Annotated in this window: 20 protein-coding genes; 12 read left to right on the top strand and 8 right to left on the bottom strand. The window is 61.7% G+C overall.

The window, feature by feature from the left end; translation table 11 throughout:
• Positions 1–109 precede the first annotated feature (109 nt).
• The 5 genes from ACBG85_RS26120 to ACBG85_RS26100 all read right to left on the bottom strand — a co-directional run bounded on the left by ACBG85_RS26120 (position 110) and on the right by ACBG85_RS26100 (position 3,271).
• Complete coding sequence (locus ACBG85_RS26120) at positions 110–706, bottom strand: SRPBCC family protein (protein WP_372025394.1); 597 nt, start codon at positions 704–706, stop codon at positions 110–112.
• A complete protein-coding gene (locus tag ACBG85_RS26115) occupies positions 703–1,080 on the bottom strand; it encodes a helix-turn-helix transcriptional regulator (protein WP_003942971.1) in 378 nt (125 codons plus the stop codon). The genes ACBG85_RS26120 and ACBG85_RS26115 overlap by 4 nt, the downstream gene beginning before the upstream one ends.
• Before the next feature lie 61 nt (positions 1,081–1,141).
• Positions 1,142–1,825 carry a GntR family transcriptional regulator gene (locus tag ACBG85_RS26110; protein ID WP_003942830.1) on the bottom strand — a complete coding sequence of 228 codons (684 nt, stop codon included), beginning with the start codon at positions 1,823–1,825 and terminating at the stop codon, positions 1,142–1,144.
• 36 nt (positions 1,826–1,861) lie between these two features.
• On the bottom strand, positions 1,862–2,638 hold the full coding sequence (locus ACBG85_RS26105; protein ID WP_225320168.1) for an aspartate/glutamate racemase family protein: 777 nt from the start codon (positions 2,636–2,638) through the stop codon (positions 1,862–1,864).
• A 129-nt stretch (positions 2,639–2,767) separates the two neighbouring features.
• Entirely contained in the window at positions 2,768–3,271 is a 504-nt protein-coding gene (locus ACBG85_RS26100; protein ID WP_030536029.1) for a PASTA domain-containing protein, read from the bottom strand.
• A 209-nt stretch (positions 3,272–3,480) separates the two neighbouring features.
• Here ACBG85_RS26100 and ACBG85_RS26095 point away from each other — a divergent pair, with 209 nt between their 5' ends.
• The 5 genes from ACBG85_RS26095 (at position 3,481) to ACBG85_RS26075 (ending at position 8,542) form a co-directional block, all read left to right on the top strand.
• Positions 3,481–4,107, top strand: coding sequence for a type 1 glutamine amidotransferase (locus tag ACBG85_RS26095; RefSeq protein WP_372025391.1), 627 nt, complete (start codon positions 3,481–3,483; stop codon positions 4,105–4,107).
• Between the two features lie 120 nt (positions 4,108–4,227).
• Positions 4,228–5,397 (top strand): DUF4185 domain-containing protein, encoded by a 1,170-nt coding sequence (locus tag ACBG85_RS26090; RefSeq protein ID WP_372025389.1) that lies wholly within the window; start codon positions 4,228–4,230, stop codon positions 5,395–5,397.
• Positions 5,398–5,419: 22 nt separating this feature from the next.
• Positions 5,420–6,682: a response regulator transcription factor family protein gene (locus tag ACBG85_RS26085; RefSeq protein WP_003943037.1), complete on the top strand. Its 1,263-nt coding sequence runs from the start codon at positions 5,420–5,422 to the stop codon at positions 6,680–6,682.
• 148 nt (positions 6,683–6,830) lie between these two features.
• Positions 6,831–7,919 (top strand): S-(hydroxymethyl)mycothiol dehydrogenase, encoded by a 1,089-nt coding sequence (locus ACBG85_RS26080; protein ID WP_007730860.1) that lies wholly within the window; start codon positions 6,831–6,833, stop codon positions 7,917–7,919.
• A complete protein-coding gene (locus ACBG85_RS26075; RefSeq protein WP_007730862.1) occupies positions 7,916–8,542 on the top strand; it encodes an MBL fold metallo-hydrolase in 627 nt (208 codons plus the stop codon). Before ACBG85_RS26080 ends, ACBG85_RS26075 begins: the two co-directional genes overlap by 4 nt.
• A 49-nt stretch (positions 8,543–8,591) precedes the next feature.
• Here the strand turns inward: ACBG85_RS26075 and ACBG85_RS26070 are convergent, their stop codons facing one another.
• Positions 8,592–9,584: a phosphotransferase enzyme family protein gene (locus ACBG85_RS26070; protein WP_372025387.1), complete on the bottom strand. Its 993-nt coding sequence runs from the start codon at positions 9,582–9,584 to the stop codon at positions 8,592–8,594.
• An 83-nt stretch (positions 9,585–9,667) separates the two neighbouring features.
• The gene (locus tag ACBG85_RS26065) at positions 9,668–10,159 is read right to left on the bottom strand and encodes an Lrp/AsnC family transcriptional regulator (RefSeq protein ID WP_007730865.1); all 492 of its coding nucleotides are present in this window, start codon (positions 10,157–10,159) and stop codon (positions 9,668–9,670) included.
• Between the two features lie 137 nt (positions 10,160–10,296).
• Here ACBG85_RS26065 and kynB point away from each other — a divergent pair, with 137 nt between their 5' ends.
• Genes kynB through ACBG85_RS26050 form a run of 3 tightly spaced genes read left to right on the top strand, consistent with a single transcriptional unit; the run spans position 10,297 to position 13,776 of the window.
• The gene (kynB, locus tag ACBG85_RS26060) at positions 10,297–11,028 is read left to right on the top strand and encodes an arylformamidase (protein WP_051649548.1); all 732 of its coding nucleotides are present in this window, start codon (positions 10,297–10,299) and stop codon (positions 11,026–11,028) included.
• Positions 11,025–12,290 carry a kynureninase gene (gene kynU, locus ACBG85_RS26055; RefSeq protein WP_372025385.1) on the top strand — a complete coding sequence of 422 codons (1,266 nt, stop codon included), beginning with the start codon at positions 11,025–11,027 and terminating at the stop codon, positions 12,288–12,290. Before kynB ends, kynU begins: the two co-directional genes overlap by 4 nt.
• A 52-nt stretch (positions 12,291–12,342) precedes the next feature.
• Positions 12,343–13,776, top strand: coding sequence for an amino acid permease (locus tag ACBG85_RS26050; RefSeq protein WP_003943087.1), 1,434 nt, complete (start codon positions 12,343–12,345; stop codon positions 13,774–13,776).
• A 13-nt stretch (positions 13,777–13,789) separates the two neighbouring features.
• Here ACBG85_RS26050 and ACBG85_RS26045 read toward each other — a convergent pair whose 3' ends face one another.
• Positions 13,790–14,476: a dienelactone hydrolase family protein gene (locus tag ACBG85_RS26045; RefSeq protein ID WP_372025383.1), complete on the bottom strand. Its 687-nt coding sequence runs from the start codon at positions 14,474–14,476 to the stop codon at positions 13,790–13,792.
• Positions 14,477–14,532: 56 nt separating this feature from the next.
• On the opposite strand from ACBG85_RS26045, the gene ACBG85_RS26040 reads away from it, so the two are divergent.
• From ACBG85_RS26040 to ACBG85_RS26025, 4 genes are all read left to right on the top strand, one after another.
• Complete coding sequence (locus ACBG85_RS26040; protein WP_054187490.1) at positions 14,533–15,477, top strand: D-cysteine desulfhydrase family protein; 945 nt, start codon at positions 14,533–14,535, stop codon at positions 15,475–15,477.
• On the top strand, positions 15,474–16,331 hold the full coding sequence (locus ACBG85_RS26035) for an AraC family transcriptional regulator (RefSeq protein WP_372025381.1): 858 nt from the start codon (positions 15,474–15,476) through the stop codon (positions 16,329–16,331). Before ACBG85_RS26040 ends, ACBG85_RS26035 begins: the two co-directional genes overlap by 4 nt.
• 94 nt (positions 16,332–16,425) lie before the next feature.
• The gene (locus tag ACBG85_RS26030; RefSeq protein ID WP_030536016.1) at positions 16,426–17,409 is read left to right on the top strand and encodes an ABC transporter substrate-binding protein; all 984 of its coding nucleotides are present in this window, start codon (positions 16,426–16,428) and stop codon (positions 17,407–17,409) included.
• Positions 17,410–17,829: 420 nt separating this feature from the next.
• Positions 17,830–18,996 carry an alkane 1-monooxygenase gene (locus tag ACBG85_RS26025; RefSeq protein ID WP_372025379.1) on the top strand — a complete coding sequence of 389 codons (1,167 nt, stop codon included), beginning with the start codon at positions 17,830–17,832 and terminating at the stop codon, positions 18,994–18,996.
• Positions 18,997–19,006 lie beyond the last annotated feature (10 nt).

Here is a 19,006-nt window from a genome sequence, read left to right as displayed (position 1 = left end):
AAGCAGGTGTGGCACGAAAGGAAGCCACCAAAACTGCTGGACATACGTCCAGCTCGGTCACGATACAAAGCTAACGGCCATCCTGTGACCGTTTTCGAAGAATTGGGCGTTATCGGCCGCCGTGCTCTGCCTCGATCTTTGCCCACTCCCACCCTCGGGAGTTGGCCAGACGAAGCTCCTCTGCTTCGTCGAAGGTGTACCACTCGGTGCTCGGCGCATCAGGGAGAGTGCCGCGCAAGTATTCGCCCAGGTAGTGAAGTGGGCCTTCCCAGCCGGTTCCGACGCCGTAGCAGCCGGTGTCCGGGTCGTTGCGGAAGACATCGGCGACGGAGGCGTGCTCCAACTCGAGCCAGGTGGCGTCGGGGCCGTCGGCAGTCAGCCGGATCTCGACCTGATCGCTGTATCCGCGATCGCCGGGCGGTGTCCACTGCAGTCGCAGCAGGTGTGGGGCGTCGCAGGCCAGGATCTCGCCACTTGCCTGGCCTTCGAAGGCGTACGAGCCGCCCACCTGGAAGTCTCCGCTCACCGGAAGGAAGAAACGGTTGATGCGGTCAGGGGTCGTGATGGCATCCCAGACGTCGTCGACCGACGCGTTGTAGCGGCGCTTGAGTACGGCTGTTCGAGCCGAACCTTCTGCGATGTCGCGGTTACCCATGCTCCGCTCCACCGCGGTGAGGCTGGTGTCCTGGTTCGCGATCTCGGTCATTGTGAGTCTCCTTCGTCGGAAGAATTCGATTGTGAAGATCTGCTCCGCTTCGAGCCGCGTCGTTTCCCGCGTGCGAGTTCTGTGGCCAATGCGTCGAGAGGGCCGCTCCAGAACTGCCGGAATCCGTCGAGCCATTGGTCCACTTCTTGCAATGGCGCGGGCTCGACGGCATAGAGACGCCTGGTGCCTTCGCTGCGGACGGTGGCGAATCCGTTTTCTCGGAGTACTCGCAGGTGTCCGGACGCGGTCGGTTGCGAGATTCCGAACTCCGCTGCCACGACTTCGGCGATCTGACCCGCCGAGCGCTCGCCGCCGGACAGGAGTTCCATGATTCGTCGCCGCACTGGGTCTCCGAGAACGTCGAATGCATGCACCAGTCATTTATATCGGCAATGACCAATATAGGCAAGCGCCGAAACTTGTACCCGGACTCGGTCAGTCCGAGAGCGCGAACTCGTCGGCGTCGAAAAGTTCGCCGATCAGGCCGCCGAGATGGCGTCGATGTTCGGCTGACAGCGTCGCTGCCGCCTCGGCATCGTGGTCTGCGCACAGCTTGATCAGTCTGTTGTGATGATCGACGGAGTCCTGGCTCCCGAGGAGGCTCGAGAACTTGCGGTAGTAGATGCGGTGAATTTGTGGGTGAACCTGGTGAATCAGCTTCTTCAACAGCGGATTCGCCGCAGCATCGATGATGACGCTGTGTAGGCGATCGTCAGCGGTCAGGGCTCGGCCTATGTCGTTTCGCTTGACGGCGGCAGCGAAGTCCTTGTTGGCCGAACGCATCGCCCCGATCATCTCGTCGGTGAGATTCGGTACAGCGGTGACGACGGCCAGTTGGTCGAGAGCTTCGATGACTGCGAGTGTTGCCTCGACGTCGCCGCGGTCGAGGGTGGTGATGCGCGTGTACGCACCAGGTTTCGCTTCCACGAGTCCGGTGTCGACCAGCCTTGCGAGCGCTTCGCGGACTGGAGTTCTGCTCAGTCCCAGATACTCGGCGAGTTCGCTGTCCTTGATCTTCGAGCCCGGCGCCAGTTCACCGGTGACGATCGCTTCGCGAATGCGTTCGAGAGCGATGTCGCTCATTCGTGCTCGCTCAACCGGTTTACCGCCACGCAACATACTGGATATCGTACTCTGCAGCCTCCCTGCTGCAGGTCAGCCCGAAACGACCATCGAAGGGTGTCTCCGGGCATCCGCAACCCGCCGGAGCAGAGCGCGGGCGAGAATTGTTGCCGGATCGATGATCTGACAGGTTGTGGCGTCGGCGGGCAGTCCGAGCGGAATCTCGGTGCACCCGGCCACGACGACCTGCGCGCCCGATTCGACGAGAAGATCAGCGGCCCTGACGAGCTTGTCGGTGGTCTCGTCTCCGACGTTGCCGCTCTTGATTGCTCGGATCGCCGGCATCACCAGTTCGTCCTGGATCGCAGGTCCGGGCACCAGGACGTCGATCGAGTATTCCGACAGCCATTGTTGATACAACCCGGTGCGGACCGTCCCCGTGGTGGCCAATAGTCCGACGGATGTGACGGCGGGTGAGAGCGTCCGGATGTGCCGAGCGACTTCGTCGATCATGTGGACGACGGGAAGTCCCAGTTGGGACGAGATGGCGGGCAGGAAGGCGTGGGCGGTATTGCATGGGATGGCGAGCGTCGTCGCGCCCGACTCTCGGAGAACGCGCGCACCGCGGATCAGCCACGGAGTGGGGTCAGGGCCGTTCTCGGTGAGTGCCAATGTCCGGTCGGGAACGGTGGGATCGGCCCAGATGACAACTTTGGGGTGCTCCTGATCCGTCGAACCTGGTGTCAGCGCAACGAGTTTGGAGTAGAAGTCGGCAGTAGCGGCGGGCCCCATGCCTCCGAGTATTCCGATGACGGGGTCGCTCATGGACGCCGGAGAGCTGGCGCTCTGCCGTATTCGTGGCACCTTCATGTTGCAATCCAACCTTTCGCATCCAATATATTGGATACTCGTAATGTTGACTACAGTGAAGGAGGTCGGAGGTAGTTGTCAAGTAAGGCGCAGTGTTCCCGGAATTGCGAAGTTCGAGAACTCAGCCGATCAGCAGGGGTTCGGTTCGCCGATCTTCACGGCCGAGAGCACGGCTTCGATTTCCCCGAAAGGACTTCCGGCAGAGGGTGTCTGATCGACGACAATCCAGTTGGAATCGACCAGTTGGCGTCGACCCGCGCCGGTTGCGTCAGCACTTCTGGAGAAGAAGACTCCGGCCGACTGAATGGTGTCCTGTGCGTCTTGAAGATTCATGCACACGACGTTGGGCATGACCGCGGGAGCTGCAGCGGGCGTCACTTCCGCGGCGACTGGGGTCGTGGCCAGTGGAGAATTCGTCGTACCGATCACCGAGGTGGTCAATGGAGCCTGAGTCGTCGTGGGTTGAGTTGTCGAGGTTGCAGTGGTGGTCGCGGTGGATGTTGATTCGGCCTCGCTGTCGGTGCTTGTTCCTGAGCACGCGGCAAGTGACGCCAAGGCGAATGCGCTGAGTCCGATGCGAACGGCAGTTGAGGGCGGGCGAATCGATGTCGAAAAGAGGTGTGGTGCGCGCACAGACGTTCCTTGTCGGTAAAGGGGCGATGAAAGCGGAGATTCGAGCGCAGAGCACATCCGACGCCGTCGATGTGCCTTATGTCGAATAGAACCATAGGCTTTCGGCACCGGATTCGAGAGGAATTGCCTACATGCATTTTCTGGAACTACGACACGCGCAGTGTGAACCCCCAGCGGCGTATTCGCCTGTCCTGGAGAGCTACGGAGACGTGCAGACTGTTCTTCTGGGCACCGACCCGCTTCCGGCACATCGACGGTTCGACACCGTGATCGTGATGGGCGGGCCGATGGGCGTCGGCGATCAGGGCGAGGTCGAGTGGTTGGCATCCGAGATCGAATACATTCGCGATCTGGTCGAGAGCGACGTCCCGGTGTGGGGAGTGTGTCTGGGTTCGCAGTTGCTCGCCGCGGCGCTGGGTGCTCGCGTCTACACGGGCGCTGTGCCTGAAGTCGGAGTTGAGGAGATCACCTTGACTGTCGAGGGCCGGCAAGATCCCGTGTGGGGAGGTCTGCCCTCCACTTTTCCTGCGATGCAATGGCATTCGGATACCTTCGACATACCGAACGGCGCGGTGAGGCTCGCTGGTTCAGCCAAGTATCCGAATCAACTCTTCCGATACAAGCAGAGTTACGCCGTTCAGTTTCACCTCGAAGCGTCCTCCGCGGTGGCGCGCGAGTGGATGGAACTGGCCGAGTACCGCGACTCGCTGCATGCTTCGTTGGGAGTGGACGGTCCGCGCATCTTCATGGATCAGTTGGGTGCAGCCGAGTCGCAGGGGCTCGAGATTGCCGCAGCCGTGATGGAGAAATGGTTGAAATCCATCTCCACCGAATAAGCCCGTTTTGTCCTGATTGACCGATTTACCTGTTACCTTGTGTTCTCGTGGGTGGATGAACCGATCCGGTCGAGCAACACACCTCGTAGAGTCCGGATCTCCCCCCGCGAAAGGGGAGCGATGCGCCGGATGCGGAAGATATCGACAGCAGCAGTGACGTGTGTACTCGCGTCGACCGCGGTCTTGGGGGCGACCCAGGCCCATGCATCCCCGTGGGATTGCAATGTCACCGGGAGCTTGGATCAATCAGGTGGGCCGACCAATCCGATTCCCTGGCTCAACGGCACGGATGGCAAACTGCCGGAATTGCAAGGCCGCACCTCGGCGGTCGAGTACATCACGGGCGCGCTCAGCCCCAACCAAACCGTCGAGCGGTTCAATGTTCTCGGCACGGATCTGGGCATCATGTGGGACAACGGCGCAGGTCAGGTCCTGACAGCTTTCGGTGACACCGTCGGTATCGGATCTGACCCTCTGTGCTCCGGGGTGGTCGGCGACTGGCGCAGCAACGTCCTGTTCCGTAGCTCGGACGGAAATCTGTCCGACGGCATGAACATCGACTCCTCACCGACCGACCGACCGAATCACTCGCGCGAGATCATCGGAAGTCTGAAAGTCACCGGCGTCGAAACCAGCAGCATTCCGACGACGGGTATCTCCGTGGGCGGCGTTCAGTACGTCAACTACATGTCGATACGTTCGTGGGGAGGGTCGGGCGAGTGGGTCACCAACTTCTCGCAGATCGCGTCCTCGCACGACAACGGTGAGACCTGGCAGATCGAACCGGCCTCGTCCCGGCCCAATCTGCCGTTGACAGGTAACGACAACTTCCAGATGGGGTCCTTCGTCAAAGACGGTGGTTACGTCTACAACTTCGGCACCCCCGCCGGACGCTTTGGCGAGGGGCGTCTCTCGCGAGTCAAGGAAGCCTCCATCGCGGACGTCGCGGCGTACGAATACTGGGACGGAAAGGCATGGGTCCCCAACAATCCCGCTGCCGCTGCAGTAGTTCTCGACGGGGATGTCAGCGAACTGTCGGTGCAGTACAACAACTATCTCGGAAAGTTCGTCGCGATGTACTCCAACGAGTGGGGAGCGCTGGTGCTGCGGACGGCCTCGGACCTGACCGGCCCGTGGAGCGCACCGGACGTCGTGATCGGCACCGACGAGGTTCCGGGACTCTACGGCGCGTACATGCACCCCTGGTCGCAGGGGCAGGACCTCTACTCTCTCGCCACCACGTGGTCCGACTACAACGTGATGCTCATGAAGACCACGCTGCACCAGTGAACCGGATGGTTATCGTTGAACAGTGAGCACCACCGACAATGCGCTACTGATCACCGCCCTTCGAGACGTGTTGGTGGGACCACTTCCCGAAATCGGCCGACGATTTTCGACGCTGATCGCGGACATGGCGCCGCACACCTCTCTGGTGATCTTCACCCGTGAGTGCACCGGTAGGCCGCGCAAGGTTGCCGGGGATCCAGCTGTCGTCGATCGTGTGACCATCGCCGAACTCGACCGTATCCGTACGGATCTCACTGTCGGACAGATATTTCGGGGAAAGTGCGCTATCGCCGGCCGAGACCGTGAAGTGCTCGCGATGCTCGATCGAACAGACACCCTCCTCGTGCTGACGCCACACCCCGGACCGGTGAAGGCGGCATCCCTCGAATTGATCCAGGCACTGTTCGCGGTGACTGCAACCGGAATTCAGCTCCAGGTGCGGAACGCGAGTCCGGCATATCTCGCCGAGTCGCGGGCAGCGTCGTCCGAGCGTGCACGCACCGTGGCAGAGATGACGGAGGTGCATGCGGCCACCCTCGAGACGATGCTGGCGACGCTGCGCTCGGCGGATCTCGACGACACGCGTGCTCGAACCTCGGCCAGGGAGACTGCGGCTTCGGCCCTGATCGGCCTGCGTTCGGCCGTCGACGTGCACCGCGAGTTGGCCGAGGAGTCGACCACCACCGCTTTTGCGCGGATGCGTGGGGAATTGCGTTCGCTGCTCAAGCATCGGGAAATCGCGTTGGAGTTGGTGGAGCCACCCGTCGACGGGCGTGGGTTGCCCGGTGAAGTGGCGCACGGCGCCCGCGCGGTCGTCCGCGGCGCGGTCTTGGCCTTGTCGGATCAGCAGACGCTCTCGCGAATCCGGGTGGCCTGGACCCTCGACGCGGCTTCGCTCTCGATCGACATCCGCGACGACGGTGGTGGTGAAGCCGACGTGATCGACGTGGAACGCCAATTACGTTCGAGGGTAGAGACTTTGGGTGGAACCGTCGAATCCGAGTCGACGCCCGGGTGGGGGAACCGGATCAGCGCAACCATCCCGCTCGACGCGCCCGTCGCCCTACCGAACCGCGACGTCCTGACGGAACTGGCTCCGCGGGAGTTCGAGGTACTCGAGCATCTGGTGGCCGGACGGCGCAACAAGGCAATCTCGGAGCGACTCGGCGTCAGTGAGAGCACAGTCAAGTTTCATGTTGCCGGGGTCCTGCGGAAATTGGGCGTCGAGAGTCGGGGTGCGGCGGCCGCCGCGGGCGCCGAGGCCGGCGTGAAGCCTGCACCCTAGTCCTTTCGGCCAGGTCGGTCAGTCAGTTCGACCAGGGTTGCGGGCACCTACTTCGGGCTAACCTTTCAACGAGTGCACATATCGCAATGTGAAAACACGGCGCCATGTGACGACACGTCCTCAATCGCACGAAGCCAGGAGCAAAGCCATGCCACAGCAGGTACGCGGCGTCATCGCCCGATCCAAGGGTGCCCCCGTCGAAATCGTCCCCATCACGATTCCCGATCCCGGCGCCAACGAGGTAGTGGTCGCCATTGCAGCGTGCGGTGTGTGCCACACCGACCTGACCTACCGCGACGGCGGAATCAACGACGAGTACCCGTTCCTGCTCGGGCACGAGGCGTCGGGCATCGTCGAGAGCGTCGGCCCCGGTGTCACTCACGTCGAGGTGGGCGACTTCGTCGTCCTCAACTGGCGTGCCGTATGCGGGCAGTGTCGTGCGTGTAAGCGTGGCCGCCCGCAGTACTGCTTCGACACGTTCAACGCCGAGCAGAAGATGACACTCGAAGACGGCACCGAACTGACGCCGGCACTCGGCATCGGCGCATTCGCAGACAAGACGCTGGTTCACGAAGGCCAGTGCACCAAGGTCGACGCCTCGGCCGATCCGGCTGTCGTCGGACTGCTCGGTTGCGGCGTCATGGCCGGCATGGGTGCCGCGATGAACACCGGCAACGTCGGACGCGGTGATTCGGTGGCTGTGATCGGGTGTGGCGGCGTCGGCGACGCAGCGATCATGGGTTCACGCCTGGCCGGTGCCAATACCATCATCGCCATCGACCGGGATCCACGAAAGCTGGAGTGGGCCACGGAACTTGGTGCAACGCACACGATCAATGCGACCGAGGTCGACGACGTCGTCGAAGCAGTCCAGGAGCTGACCGGAGGTTTCGGCGCCGACGTGGTTGTCGACGCAGTCGGCCGTCCCGAGACCTGGAAGCAGGCGTTCTACGCCCGCGACCTCGCGGGAACCGTAGTGCTGGTGGGAGTTCCGACGCCGGACATGAAGCTGGAAATGCCGCTGGTGGACTTCTTCTCGCGCGGCGGAGCCCTCAAGTCGTCGTGGTACGGCGATTGCCTGCCCGAGCGTGACTTCCCCGTTCTGGTCGACCTGTACCAGCAGGGGCGTCTGCCGCTCGAGAAGTTCGTCAGCGAGCGCATCAAGCTCGACGAGGTCGAGAAGGCATTCGAGACGATGCACCGCGGCGAGGTCCTTCGTTCGGTGGTGGTCCTGTGACATTGCGAGTCGATCGCGTCGTCACCTCGGGCACGTTCAGCCTCGACGGCGGAACATGGGACGTCGACAACAACATCTGGCTGATCGGTGACGACAACGAAGTGGTGATCGTCGACGCAGCTCACACCGCGCAGCCGATCATCGACGCTGTCGGTGGACGCAAGGTGATCGGAATCGTCTGCACCCACGGCCACAACGACCACGTCACCGTTGCGCCGGAGCTGGCCGAGAAACTCGACGCTCCGATCTACCTGAACCCGGCCGACGATGTCCTCTGGGAGATGACTCACCCCGGGGTGAAGCATCTGAGCTTGGAAGATGATCAGCGTATTGCTGTGGCGGGTACGGACATTCTGGCCATCCACACACCGGGCCATTCCCCGGGGTCGACCTGCCTCTACCTGCCCGAGGCGGGGGAACTGTTCAGCGGCGACACCTTGTTCTCCGGTGGACCCGGCGCAACGGGGCGGTCGTACTCAGACTTCCCGACCATCATCGGGTCCATTCGCGACAAGCTGTTCGCGCTCCCCGCCGAGACCAAGGTTCACACCGGTCACGGCGACGGCACGACGATCGGTACCGAGGCGCCGCATCTCGAAGAATGGATCCGCGCCGGATCCTGATGTGATCAGAAGCGAAGTGGGGACGCCGGTACCGGCGTCCCCACTTTTGTCACAACGCTGATGCCCAACCGGCGGTGTCGTTCTCACCCGGGATCGCCATCAGGCCGTGCCACAGTTCGAGGATCTCGAACCATTCTGTCTCGGATCGGCTGAGGGGACGGACGGATTCGTAGCCGGCGCGCAGGCTCTGCCGTACCGCGATCGGTGTCGGTCGCCAATCGGTGAACAGGGTGCCCAGATAGACGCTTGCCTTGGCCAGGTCGCTCACCCGGTGGTCGATCACCACGTCGTCGAAGTCGAGTACTCCGGTGGTCCGAGAGTTTCGAGTCAAGATGTTGGCTGCACGGAAGTCGTTGTGTACCAGTTGTGTTTGGTCATCGAGCTCGGACGCACGCGCCAGGAGGCCCACGAGCCTACGCGTTGCCTCAGGCGCGAACCCGCGGTCGAAATTCTCGAGCCAACCACCGATGCGCTCCTTCAACCCGGTGCTGCGCGACGAGAAAACCGATCCGTCGACATGGGTGGCGCCGAGCGTTCGGTGTATTTCTGCCAGACATGCTCCTGCCGAACGGACCGCCGCGCGGTCTTGCACGTCCAACCAATCTCCCGCCAACTCCGGCAGTACGGTGAATGACACTGCGCACGAAGGCCCTTCCAGTGTTTCCCAGGCCAGCAGTGTTTCCCGGACCAGCAGTGTTTCCCGGTCCAATCCGTTCAGGGACGTGATTGGTGACGGAACGGGCACGCCCTGCGCGGCGAGTGCGCTCAGTAGGCGCGTCGACGCCTCCAGGTTCGCGAAGCGCTCTGTGGCGCGCGACCACTTCACCACCAGCCCACCGCGGTCGCTCGCAACCCACACGATCGCGTTCTGGTCACTGATCGCCATTCGCGAGCATTCGAGGGCCGTCAAGCCCCAAGTCTGCTCGAGTACCGCCGAGACCCAATGTGTGGCTGCGCGGAAGCTGTTGAATCCGAATCGCTGCTTCAATGCGGCTTCCGGCTCCACCGATTCCCAGAGCATGGACAACCCGAGTGGCAACATGCTGTTCGACTCTAGTGGGGAGAAGTTCGAATCGAGGTGCCGATCTCGGAAGCACTCGAAGACGCCTTGGCGACAGCTGCAGTTCAGCCGCCTTGACTCAGTTCGCTGAAGATCAGGTTGGTCTGGGTATTGGCGATGGCCGGATCGTTGAGGTGCGCGCTGACGAAATCGCGAAGCCGAGTGGGGGATTCACACGACACGTGTACCAGGAGATCACGGTCCCCACTCATCAGGAACACTCGCTGAACGGAATCCAATCCGCTCAGGTGCTCGGCAATTTCCGTCATCCGGCTCCTGGCGTGGGAGTGAATCAGAATCGACACCATCGCCGAGATCTCGAGGCCGAGTAGCTCGAGGTCTATGTCTGCGTGAAACCCCTTGATGACGCCCGATTCGCGTAGAGCGCGCATCCGCGCCAGAGCGGTCGACGGCGCTATCCCGACCTTCTCGGCGAGTGCGTTGTTGGGGATGCGTGCATCCCGGACGAGTTCGCGGAGAATCGCCGTATCGACGTCGTCGAGCCGAACATGATTCGGCCGAGCTGCGGCAGCTGCCCGTTCGATCGCATTTATCATCCGATTTCTCCCTGCCGTCGCGAAAATATTCAGCATCTATTGACCGCGCCCGTCGATGATCCTAGCTTTTGCCAAACACATCGAATTATCAAACGGTCGAGATCTACACAGTCGACTGTTGCGACGAAGGGGTCTGGATGCTTCCGAGGATCGGCCGACACGCGGGCGACGGACACACGGGCGACTGGAGGGCGCGGTTGATCGACATCAGCCCGCCGATCTCCGAATCGACGCCGGTGTGGCCAGGCGATACCGCCTTCACCCGCGCTGTCACGTCCGACCTCGGCGGCAGTGACGCCGTCACCATCAACCGAATCACCACCACTCCGCATATCGGTGCTCACGCCGATGCGCCGGCGCACACTCGCATCGACGGCGCGACCATTGGTTCCGTTCCCCTCGAGCCCTATCTCGGCGAAGCACTGGTGGTCGACATGACGGGGGTCGACGGTGCCGCCTGCATCAGGCCCGTCGAAGAGACGGTGGAGCGACTCGGCGGACATCTGCCGCAGCGGCTGATTCTGAGGACGTACCCGAAGTACCCGCGCGAGTGGGACAACGACTTCGCCGGTGTATCTCCGGAGCTGACCCACTGGTTCGCCGACCGCGGTGGAGTTCTGATCGGAATCGACGGCGCCTCGTTCGATCCGATGGACAGCAAGACCATGGACGGGCACCACGCGGCAAGCGATCGTAGCGTCGCGATCCTCGAAGGACTTTGCCTCGACGACGTCGACGAAGGCTACTACGAGTTGATCGCACTGCCGCTGAAGTTCCTCGACCTCGATGCCAGCCCGGTACGGGCCGTGCTCCGGACTCTGCCTTCATCACCCTCAACGCCGACACATGCAGGAGAAGAATCGTCATGACATCGACAGCCACACTTTCGTTGGAAGACTGCGTCAACGCCGACGCAGTGGATCCCCTGAGGGAGTTCCGCCGCGAGTTCGCGATTCCGGAGGGCGTTCTCTACTTCGACGGAAACTCGCTCGGCGCGCGTCCCATTGCCGCGCAGGAATGCGCCGCGAGAGTGATCGGCGACGAGTGGGGCAACGGCTTGGTTCGCAGTTGGAACGAGGCTGGATGGTTCGACCTCCCGGTCCGCCTCGGTGACAAACTTGCCCCGTTGCTGGGAGCAGGTGAAGGCGAAGTGGTAGTGACGGATTCGACGTCGATCAACCTGTTCAAGGCATTGGCCTCTGCGCTGTCCATCGCGGCTGCTCAGGATCCCAGCCGGAAGGTGATCGTCTCCGAGCGCGACAATTTCCCCACTGACCTCTACATTGCGGAGGGCATCATCTCGCTGCTCGATCAGGGATACGAACTACGCCTGATCGACCAACCGGGCGACCTCACCGAAGCAGTAGGACCGGACACCGCCGTAGTGATGTTGTCGCACGTCAACTACCGCACCGGAAACCTGTATGCGATGACGGAAGTCACTGCAGCAGTGCAGGAACGTGGCGCCCTCATGATCTGGGATCTCGCACACTCGGCCGGCGCCGTCACTGTCGATCTGAGCGGTGCCGACGCCGACTTCGCGGTCGGGTGTACGTACAAGTACCTCAATGGCGGTCCGGGTTCACCTGCATTCATCTGGGTCAACCGTCGCCATCAGAACACCGGAATCCAGCCGCTGTCCGGGTGGTGGGGGCACGCGCGACCGTTCGCGATGGAGTCGGCCTACGAACCGGGCGCAGGAATACGACGGTTTCTGAGTGGTACTCAACCCATCACGTCGTTGTCACTCGTCGAATGTGGTCTCGACATCATGCTCAAAGCTGACATGGCCGACATCCGCAGCAAGTCGCTCGCGCTGGCCGATCTCTTCATCGGCCTCGTCGAGGAGCGTTGCGCTGCTTACGGTTTGGAGTTGATCACGCCGCGCGAGCACGAGCGTCGTGGCTCGCACGTGAGTTTTGTTCATCCCGAGGGCTATTCCATCATGAAGGCTCTCATCGCGCGGGGCGTCATCGGCGACTACCGCGAACCAGGAGTGCTGAGGTTCGGTATCACTCCGCTCTATCTCGGATACGCCGACGTGTGGAACGCCGTCGACGTGTTGCGAGACATCCTCGAGAACAAGTCCTGGGATCGCCCCGAATTCCGCGAGCGCGACGCAGTCACCTGATTCTTCCAAGTTTCCGCGGACCGGGAGGTACCGCCTTTCGCAAGGAGCTTTCATGAGTGATTTCAAAAACATTCAGCAGCGAGAATCAGGTCTCAAACGCGAACTCGGCCCCAAGCAGATGAGCATGATCGCGCTCGGCGGTGCAATCGGCACCGGACTCTTCCTCGGCAGTAAGTTCGCCATCGGCTTTGCCGGCCCGAGCGTCATCATCAGTTACGCGATCGGCGGGTTGATCGCCCTCCTGCTGATGGGTGCCCTCGCCGAAATGACTGTTGCACATGCGACATCAGGTTCGTTCGGTGCGTACGCAGAATTCTACGTCGGACCGTTGATCGGCTTCCTCGTTCGCTATCTCTACTGGTCGTGCATCGTCCTCGCGGTCGGGACCGAGGTCACCGCGATCGGTGAATACATGCAGTTCTGGTTCGCCGACGTACCGTCGTGGCTGTGGATCGTGTTGTTCTCCGGAGTGCTGATCGGCGTGAACATGTTCAACGTCAAGGCCTTCGGAACGATGGAGTACTGGTTCTCGACGATCAAGGTCTTCGCGATCGTGGCGTTCATCGTGATGGCAGCGTACGTCGTGTTCGGTAGCGGAAACCCGGACTACGGATTCCACAATTACACGGCCGGTGGCGGATTCTTCCCGAATGGTTTGTCCGGCATGTGGTTTGCCGTGATCGTATCGATCTTCAGCTACTTGAGCATCGAGATGATCGCCATTGCGGCCGGTGAGGCGGAAAACCCGGCAGTGGCGGTGAAGAAGGCATTCCGTGTGACGATCGTCCGACTGTTCGTCTTCTACATCGCAACGCTTGCCTTGATTCTGGCAATCGCTCCGATGGACAAGATATTGAGCGGCGGAAGCCCTTTCGTCACGGTGATGCAGGTCGTGAAGATTCCGGGCGCAGACAGCGTGCTGAACTTCGTGGTGATCATTGCCGCGCTGTCCGCGATGAACAGTCAGCTGTACGTGTCTTCGCGAATGATGTTCTCGCTCTCCCGTGCTGGTGACGCGCCGGCCATTCTCGGCAAGGTCAGGGCCAACGGCTCACCGGTCAATGCCTTGCTGCTGTCGACGTCGGGTATCGCCGTCGCAACAATCGTCTACGTTCTCTTTCCCGAGCAGGCATTCACCTTGATGATCTCGCTGTCGATGTTCGGGGCAATGGCGACGTGGCTGCTGATCTTCGTGACGCACTGGTTCTTTCGCAAGCGGATGGCGAGCGAAGGACGGACACTCTCCTTCACGATTCCGTTCTTCCCGGTGGGGACGATACTGGGAGGTGTCCTCATGGTCGCGATCCTCGTCACGACGTTGTGGGTCGAGGATTTCAAGATGACCTTGGTGTTCGGGGTGCCGTTTGTTCTTGCCGTGATCGGCATCTACTACTTCACCCGATCACGTCGGGCGCAGAGTCGAGCGGTAACGGCTGAACAGGTTCAGGACGAGATCACCGGCACGGTGGTCAAGCGGGTTCCCTGACTTACATTGGCAATCACAGGGTTTCGGCGAAAAACTCCATAGTGCGGGTCCACGCGAGGGCAGCAGAGTTCGGGGCGTAGTGGCTGGCCGAAGTGTCGTTGTTGAACGCGTGGCCGGCGTCGGAATAACGGTACACCCGAGCGAGATCGCAGGCGGTTGCGCGCAATTGCTCGACGCTCTCGGGTGGGATACTCGGGTCCAAGTCGCCGTAATGGCCGAGCCATGGGACCTGCAGTTGCGCAGCGAGTTCGGTGCCTGCGGCAATCCCATCCCATCGGGCTTCTGCAACGCCGCCACCGTAGTACGTGACAGCGGAATCGACGAGGGGTACGGCGGCACACCACAGGGATGCGGTGCCGCCCATGCAGAATCCGAGGGAGCCGACTTTGTCTGCTCCCTCGGATCGGCTGTAGTCGACGGCGGCACGTACGTCGTGGCCGATGCTTGTGCTGTCGAGTGCCATGAGCGCATCCTTCGCGGACGGGAAGTCGGTGAAGGAGGTCTGTGCGCCGCGGTGGTAGAGATGCGGGGCGACGGCAAGGTAGCCGGCATCGGCGAGGCGTTCGAGGATGCTCTCGATGTGTTGGTTCACGCCCCACGCTTCTTGGAGAACTACTACCGCATGTCTCGGTTCACTCGGCGAATCCGGTCGGCTGACGGTCAGCGGTACATCACGTGTGGTCGTCGTGAAAGTTCCCATGTCCCGACTGTATGCGAGCCCAGCCTGTAGGTGCACGGTCGAACTAGACTCGTCAAATGTTGAGTTCCGCCGTTCCGCCGATCAGCTTGGGCAGTTGGCCGACGCCCGTCGAACCTCTGGCGCGTTGCGCGCAGGCACTCGGATTGGGGCCGGAAGATCTGTGGATCAAACGTGACGACGTCACTGGCCTGGGCGGCGGCGGCAACAAGATCCGAAAGCTGCAGTATACCTGCGCTCAGGCTTTGGCCGTCGGCGCGACGACTCTGATCACTACCGGTGCGCCGCAAAGCAATCACGCTCGCTTGACTGCGTCGGCAGCAGCCCGTTTGGGATTGCGTTGTGTGCTGGTGCTCGGTGGTGCCGAGCCGGAATCCGCGCAGGGAAATCTCGTTCTGGATGCACTCGCGGGCGCTGAGATCGTCTGGGCCGGTGGGGACACGGCATCCGCGCTCGACGCCGCGGTGCAGGCCGTCGCGGACTCGGGCGGTGTACCTTTTGTCATTCCCTTCGGTGGTACCAGCGCGGTGGCTGCGCAGGGATACGTGGACTGCGCACGCGAGATCGAACAGCAACTCGCCGGCGTCGATCGCGTCGTGGTTGCACTCGGATCGGGTGGAACGATGGCAGGCCTTGTCGCGCATCTGGGCGTCGACAGAGTTGTGGGCGTCGACGTCGGGGCTGTTGCCGACCCGGTGTCGACTGTCGCTGGGTTGTTGGACGAGATGCCTGGTCCGACCGCGCGAGCCGCAGATCTTCAGATCCTGCGAAACCAAGTTGGACAAGGATATTCGACGCTCACGGAAGCGTCAGCCGGCGCGATCCGATGTTTGGCTCGTACTGAGGGCATCTTCCTCGACCCGACGTACACCGGCCGAGCCTTTGCGGGATTGATCCAACTCGTGAAGGACGAAGCCATCACGGCGGGATCAAAAACGGTCTTCCTACACACCGGTGGGTTGCCTGGCCTGTTCGGACATCCCGAACTGTCGACGCTGCGGTGAGCGAGCAGATCGACTACCCGCTCAGCAGTCCGCTCGACGAACTGTCCGAGTGGCAACGCGTCGTTCGACCGCTGCGCGTCAGTGCCGACGGGTACTTGCGGTTGGCGACCAATCGGCTGGCCGTCGATTCCGACTACACCTGGGAGATGCACCGCCACAGCGATCACGAATTGCTGTGGGCGATCGACGGTGTTCTCGAGGTCCGTACTCCGGAGACTGTGTACACGGTGCCGAGCGGAGTCAGTCTGTGGATCCCGTCCTTTGTTCCCCACGAGGTGACGGCGCGTAGCGGCACAGAATTGTCGTGCACGTGGTTGGTGGCATCCGATGTGACCGGGTTGAATCGTGTGGTGGCCTTGTCCACCCCTCCGCTGCTCGAACAAGTACTCGATCACCTCACCCGAGACGACCTGACCGACGCGGCTCGTCGACGAGCCGAGGCGTTTGCCATCGACCTCGTCGAACCTGTTCCGCGACTGATTTTCGATGTACCGCTGCCGACGACGCCGTGGCTTCGGCAGATCGCAGATCAGTTGGTCGCCAGCCCGGCCGACACCCGATCGGTCGAGGAGTGGGCCACCGACGCGAAGGTCAGTACGAGGACTCTCACACGAAGGTTTCCGGCCGAGACCGGATTGACCTTCTCGGAATGGCGTATGCGATTGCGGGCTCATCACGCGATGCAACTTCTGGCACTCGGTCGAAGCATCTCGTTTGTGGCGCGGAAGACGGGTTTTCGTTCCGAAAGCGCGTTCGGTGCGGCTTTTCGTCGAACGATGGGCGTGACACCGGGGGAGTTTGCAAGCCTGATCGATCATCCGCGCGCGCCAATGACCGATTGGCTACAGGACTAGTCCGAACAGCGACTCAAAGCATCTCGATCGGACTTGTGCCGTGCCGCAGAATGAACTTAGGGTTGGCTAAACAATCACCCTGTAGGAGTTCTGCGTGCGCGCAATTCGATCATTTTCTTTCGGTTCCAGAGTCATTGCAGCGGCGGCGGTTGCCGTCGTAGGTGCGATGGTGGTGACCGGCTGTTCCTCGTCGTCGGCCGACTCCGAGCAGACGGACGTCCGGACCGTCGCGTCGGCGTACGGGGACATCGAGGTTCCGGTTTCACCTGAGCGCGTCGTCGCCGCGTCGTACGACACTCCTTGGCAGCTCATGTCCCTCGGAGTGAAACCGGCTGCTGTGCAGGACTACGGCAAGTGGATCAGTGAATTCACGCCGGAGCAGCAGGCCTTCGTCGACGGGCTCCCGACCATCGGGCCTTTCGGGGAAATGAACTTCGAAGCGATCGCTGCGGCGGATCCCGACATCATTGTCGGCGACGCCGACGAGGTGGACCAAGCGGCGTTCGACCGTCTGTCCGGCATTGCACCCACCGTCATCGTCAAGGGAGAGAGCCGAGGCGACTGGAAGAAGATCACCACCGAGCTTGCTGAGGCAATTGGCAAGACCGACGTGCTCGAGTCGACGCGGACTGCTTACGAAGAGAATCTCGAACGTGTCCGTGGCGAGTACGCCGACGTGATCGCGACCAACAAGTGGATTCACATTTCACTCGGAGACGCGCCCGGCGCTTTCTCGGTTCAGCAGCCCACCGGTGCGATCGGCAATTTGGTGGTCAACGAACTCGGATTGGCGTACGGGCCCGGTGTTCCGACCAATTACACCGATGCCGGATACGCGTCCTATCCGATGGAGCAGTTGGCCGACATCCTGAACGGCGTGACGGTCGTGCTGTATCCGCTGAACGCGGACGGGTCGACCAGTGCGGCGGTTCAGGCGGTCCTCGACGACAACCTCTTCACGAGGCTGCCGGCGGCGCAGGCCGGGCACGTCTTCGGATTGCAGTCGAGCGTCACAGACTTCGTGACCGCGAACGGTTGGCTGAACGAAGTGAAAACGAAGGTGTTTGCAACGCTCTGACGCTTGCTCACCTTTTCACTGCGTGCCCGCAACTGACCAGTTGAGGGCGCGCAGTCTTTTTGGTCGCCACTACGAGCGGAAATCCTGTCCTCTGCTTATGATTTCTGTCACTGCCGGTTACCGTTACTTCGACGAGGGCGACGCGGTTCGACCTTGCCTTGGCAGGGATTATCGATCCTCGGCGACGTGCGGAGGTGGTCGCCATCCCCGCAGATCCGTGGGGTATTTTGTCCGTATCTACTGTCGGGGTGAGCAGTGATGTGCGGGGGAGTTTCTGGTGAGTACAAGCGCTCGTGCCGTCTTTCGAGCAGGGCGCTCTGGATTTCGGGACCATACCCGTCCGGGCATTAGTTCTGGTTTGCTGAGCGTGAACGGTGCGTGGGGCGAATCGTTCGAGGGGACGAAAGGCGAGATCGGCGAATGACAGCGACTTCCGACGCACGGCGTACCGAATCGAACGCTGTCCAGAACACCGACTCGCCGTCCGGCGAAAATCCGCGCTGGCGCGACCGCAAGAGGTACCTGTGGCCGCTCGGATTGCTGATTCCACTCAGCCCGTTCATCTCCTGGTTTCTCGTCGACAACCTTCGTCTCGGATTGTTCTGGGCGACCGGCGCGTGGCTACTGGTCATCGTCATCCCGATCATCGACATGCTGGCCGGTGAAGACGGCGAAAGTCCGCCGGACGATGCGATCCCACGACTGCAGAAGGACCGCTACTACCGCTGGTGCACTTACACGTTCCTCCCCTTGCAATACGCCGGTCTGGTCTTCGCCTGCTGGTGCTGGATCAACGCTCCGATGGGAATCGCGGAGAAGATCGCGATGTCGTTCACGGTGGGCGTCGTCGCCGGCGTCGGTATCAACGCGGCCCACGAGCTCGGCCACAAGAGCGAGAAGATCGAACAGTGGCTCGCGAAAGTGGCGCTTGCGCAATCTCTCTACGGGCACTTCTACGTGGAACACAATTTCGGCCACCATGTGCGTGTAGCTACTCCGCAGGACCCGGCCAGCTCACGGTTCGGTGAGAGCTTCTGGAGGTTCTTGCCACGAAGTGTGTTCGGCGGGCTGCGTTCGGCATGGCGCATCGAGAGCGCTCGACTCCAGAGGAAAGGCAAACGAACCTGGAGCTTCGAGAACAATATTCTCAACGCTTGGGCGATGAGTGTTGTCCTCTTCGCGACGCTGATCGGTATCTTCGGTTGGGAGGTCGCGCCCTGGCTCCTGCTGCAGGCAGTTGCCGGATTCACCTTCCTCGAAGCCGCGAACTACCTCGAGCATTACGGCCTGCTGCGTGGCAAGCGTGCCGACGGCTCGTACGTTCGCTGCAGCCCCGCTGACAGTTGGAACAGCGATCACGTCGTGAGCAATCTGTTTCTCTACCAACTGCAGCGGCACAGCGATCACCACGCCAACCCGAAGCTGCGGTACCAAAGTCTGCGTAGCGCGGCCGAAGCGCCGCAACTTCCGGCCGGCTACGCAGTGATGATCGTGATCGCGTGGATTCCACCGCTGTGGCGCCGGGTGATGGATCAGAGATTGTTGGACTACTACGACGGCGACACAGAACGAATCAACGTCGGCTGATCCGCATCCC

Origin of the sequence: Rhodococcus sp. NyZ502 (assembly GCF_041464245.1) — a bacterium.
In the GTDB taxonomy this organism is placed as follows: Bacteria; Actinomycetota; Actinomycetes; order Mycobacteriales; family Mycobacteriaceae; genus Rhodococcus_F; species Rhodococcus_F qingshengii.
The sequence above is the reverse complement of the archived record's forward strand: the minus strand, read 5'-3'. Positions and strand labels throughout refer to the sequence as shown.

Coding starts and splice junctions, on each gene's coding strand:
- ACBG85_RS26120 (WP_372025394.1), bottom strand. CDS start 706: ATGACCGAGATCGCGAACCAGGACACCAGCCTCACCGCGGTGGAGCGG.
- ACBG85_RS26110 (WP_003942830.1), bottom strand. CDS start 1,825: ATGTTGCGTGGCGGTAAACCGGTTGAGCGAGCACGAATGAGCGACATC.
- ACBG85_RS26105 (WP_225320168.1), bottom strand. CDS start 2,638: ATGAAGGTGCCACGAATACGGCAGAGCGCCAGCTCTCCGGCGTCCATG.
- ACBG85_RS26090 (WP_372025389.1), top strand. CDS start 4,228: ATGCGCCGGATGCGGAAGATATCGACAGCAGCAGTGACGTGTGTACTC.
- ACBG85_RS26080 (WP_007730860.1), top strand. CDS start 6,831: ATGCCACAGCAGGTACGCGGCGTCATCGCCCGATCCAAGGGTGCCCCC.
- ACBG85_RS26070 (WP_372025387.1), bottom strand. CDS start 9,584: ATGTTGCCACTCGGGTTGTCCATGCTCTGGGAATCGGTGGAGCCGGAA.
- ACBG85_RS26065 (WP_007730865.1), bottom strand. CDS start 10,159: ATGATAAATGCGATCGAACGGGCAGCTGCCGCAGCTCGGCCGAATCAT.
- kynB (WP_051649548.1), top strand. CDS start 10,297: ATGCTTCCGAGGATCGGCCGACACGCGGGCGACGGACACACGGGCGAC.
- kynU (WP_372025385.1), top strand. CDS start 11,025: ATGACATCGACAGCCACACTTTCGTTGGAAGACTGCGTCAACGCCGAC.
- ACBG85_RS26050 (WP_003943087.1), top strand. CDS start 12,343: ATGAGTGATTTCAAAAACATTCAGCAGCGAGAATCAGGTCTCAAACGC.
- ACBG85_RS26045 (WP_372025383.1), bottom strand. CDS start 14,476: ATGGGAACTTTCACGACGACCACACGTGATGTACCGCTGACCGTCAGC.
- ACBG85_RS26040 (WP_054187490.1), top strand. CDS start 14,533: ATGTTGAGTTCCGCCGTTCCGCCGATCAGCTTGGGCAGTTGGCCGACG.
- ACBG85_RS26025 (WP_372025379.1), top strand. CDS start 17,830: ATGACAGCGACTTCCGACGCACGGCGTACCGAATCGAACGCTGTCCAG.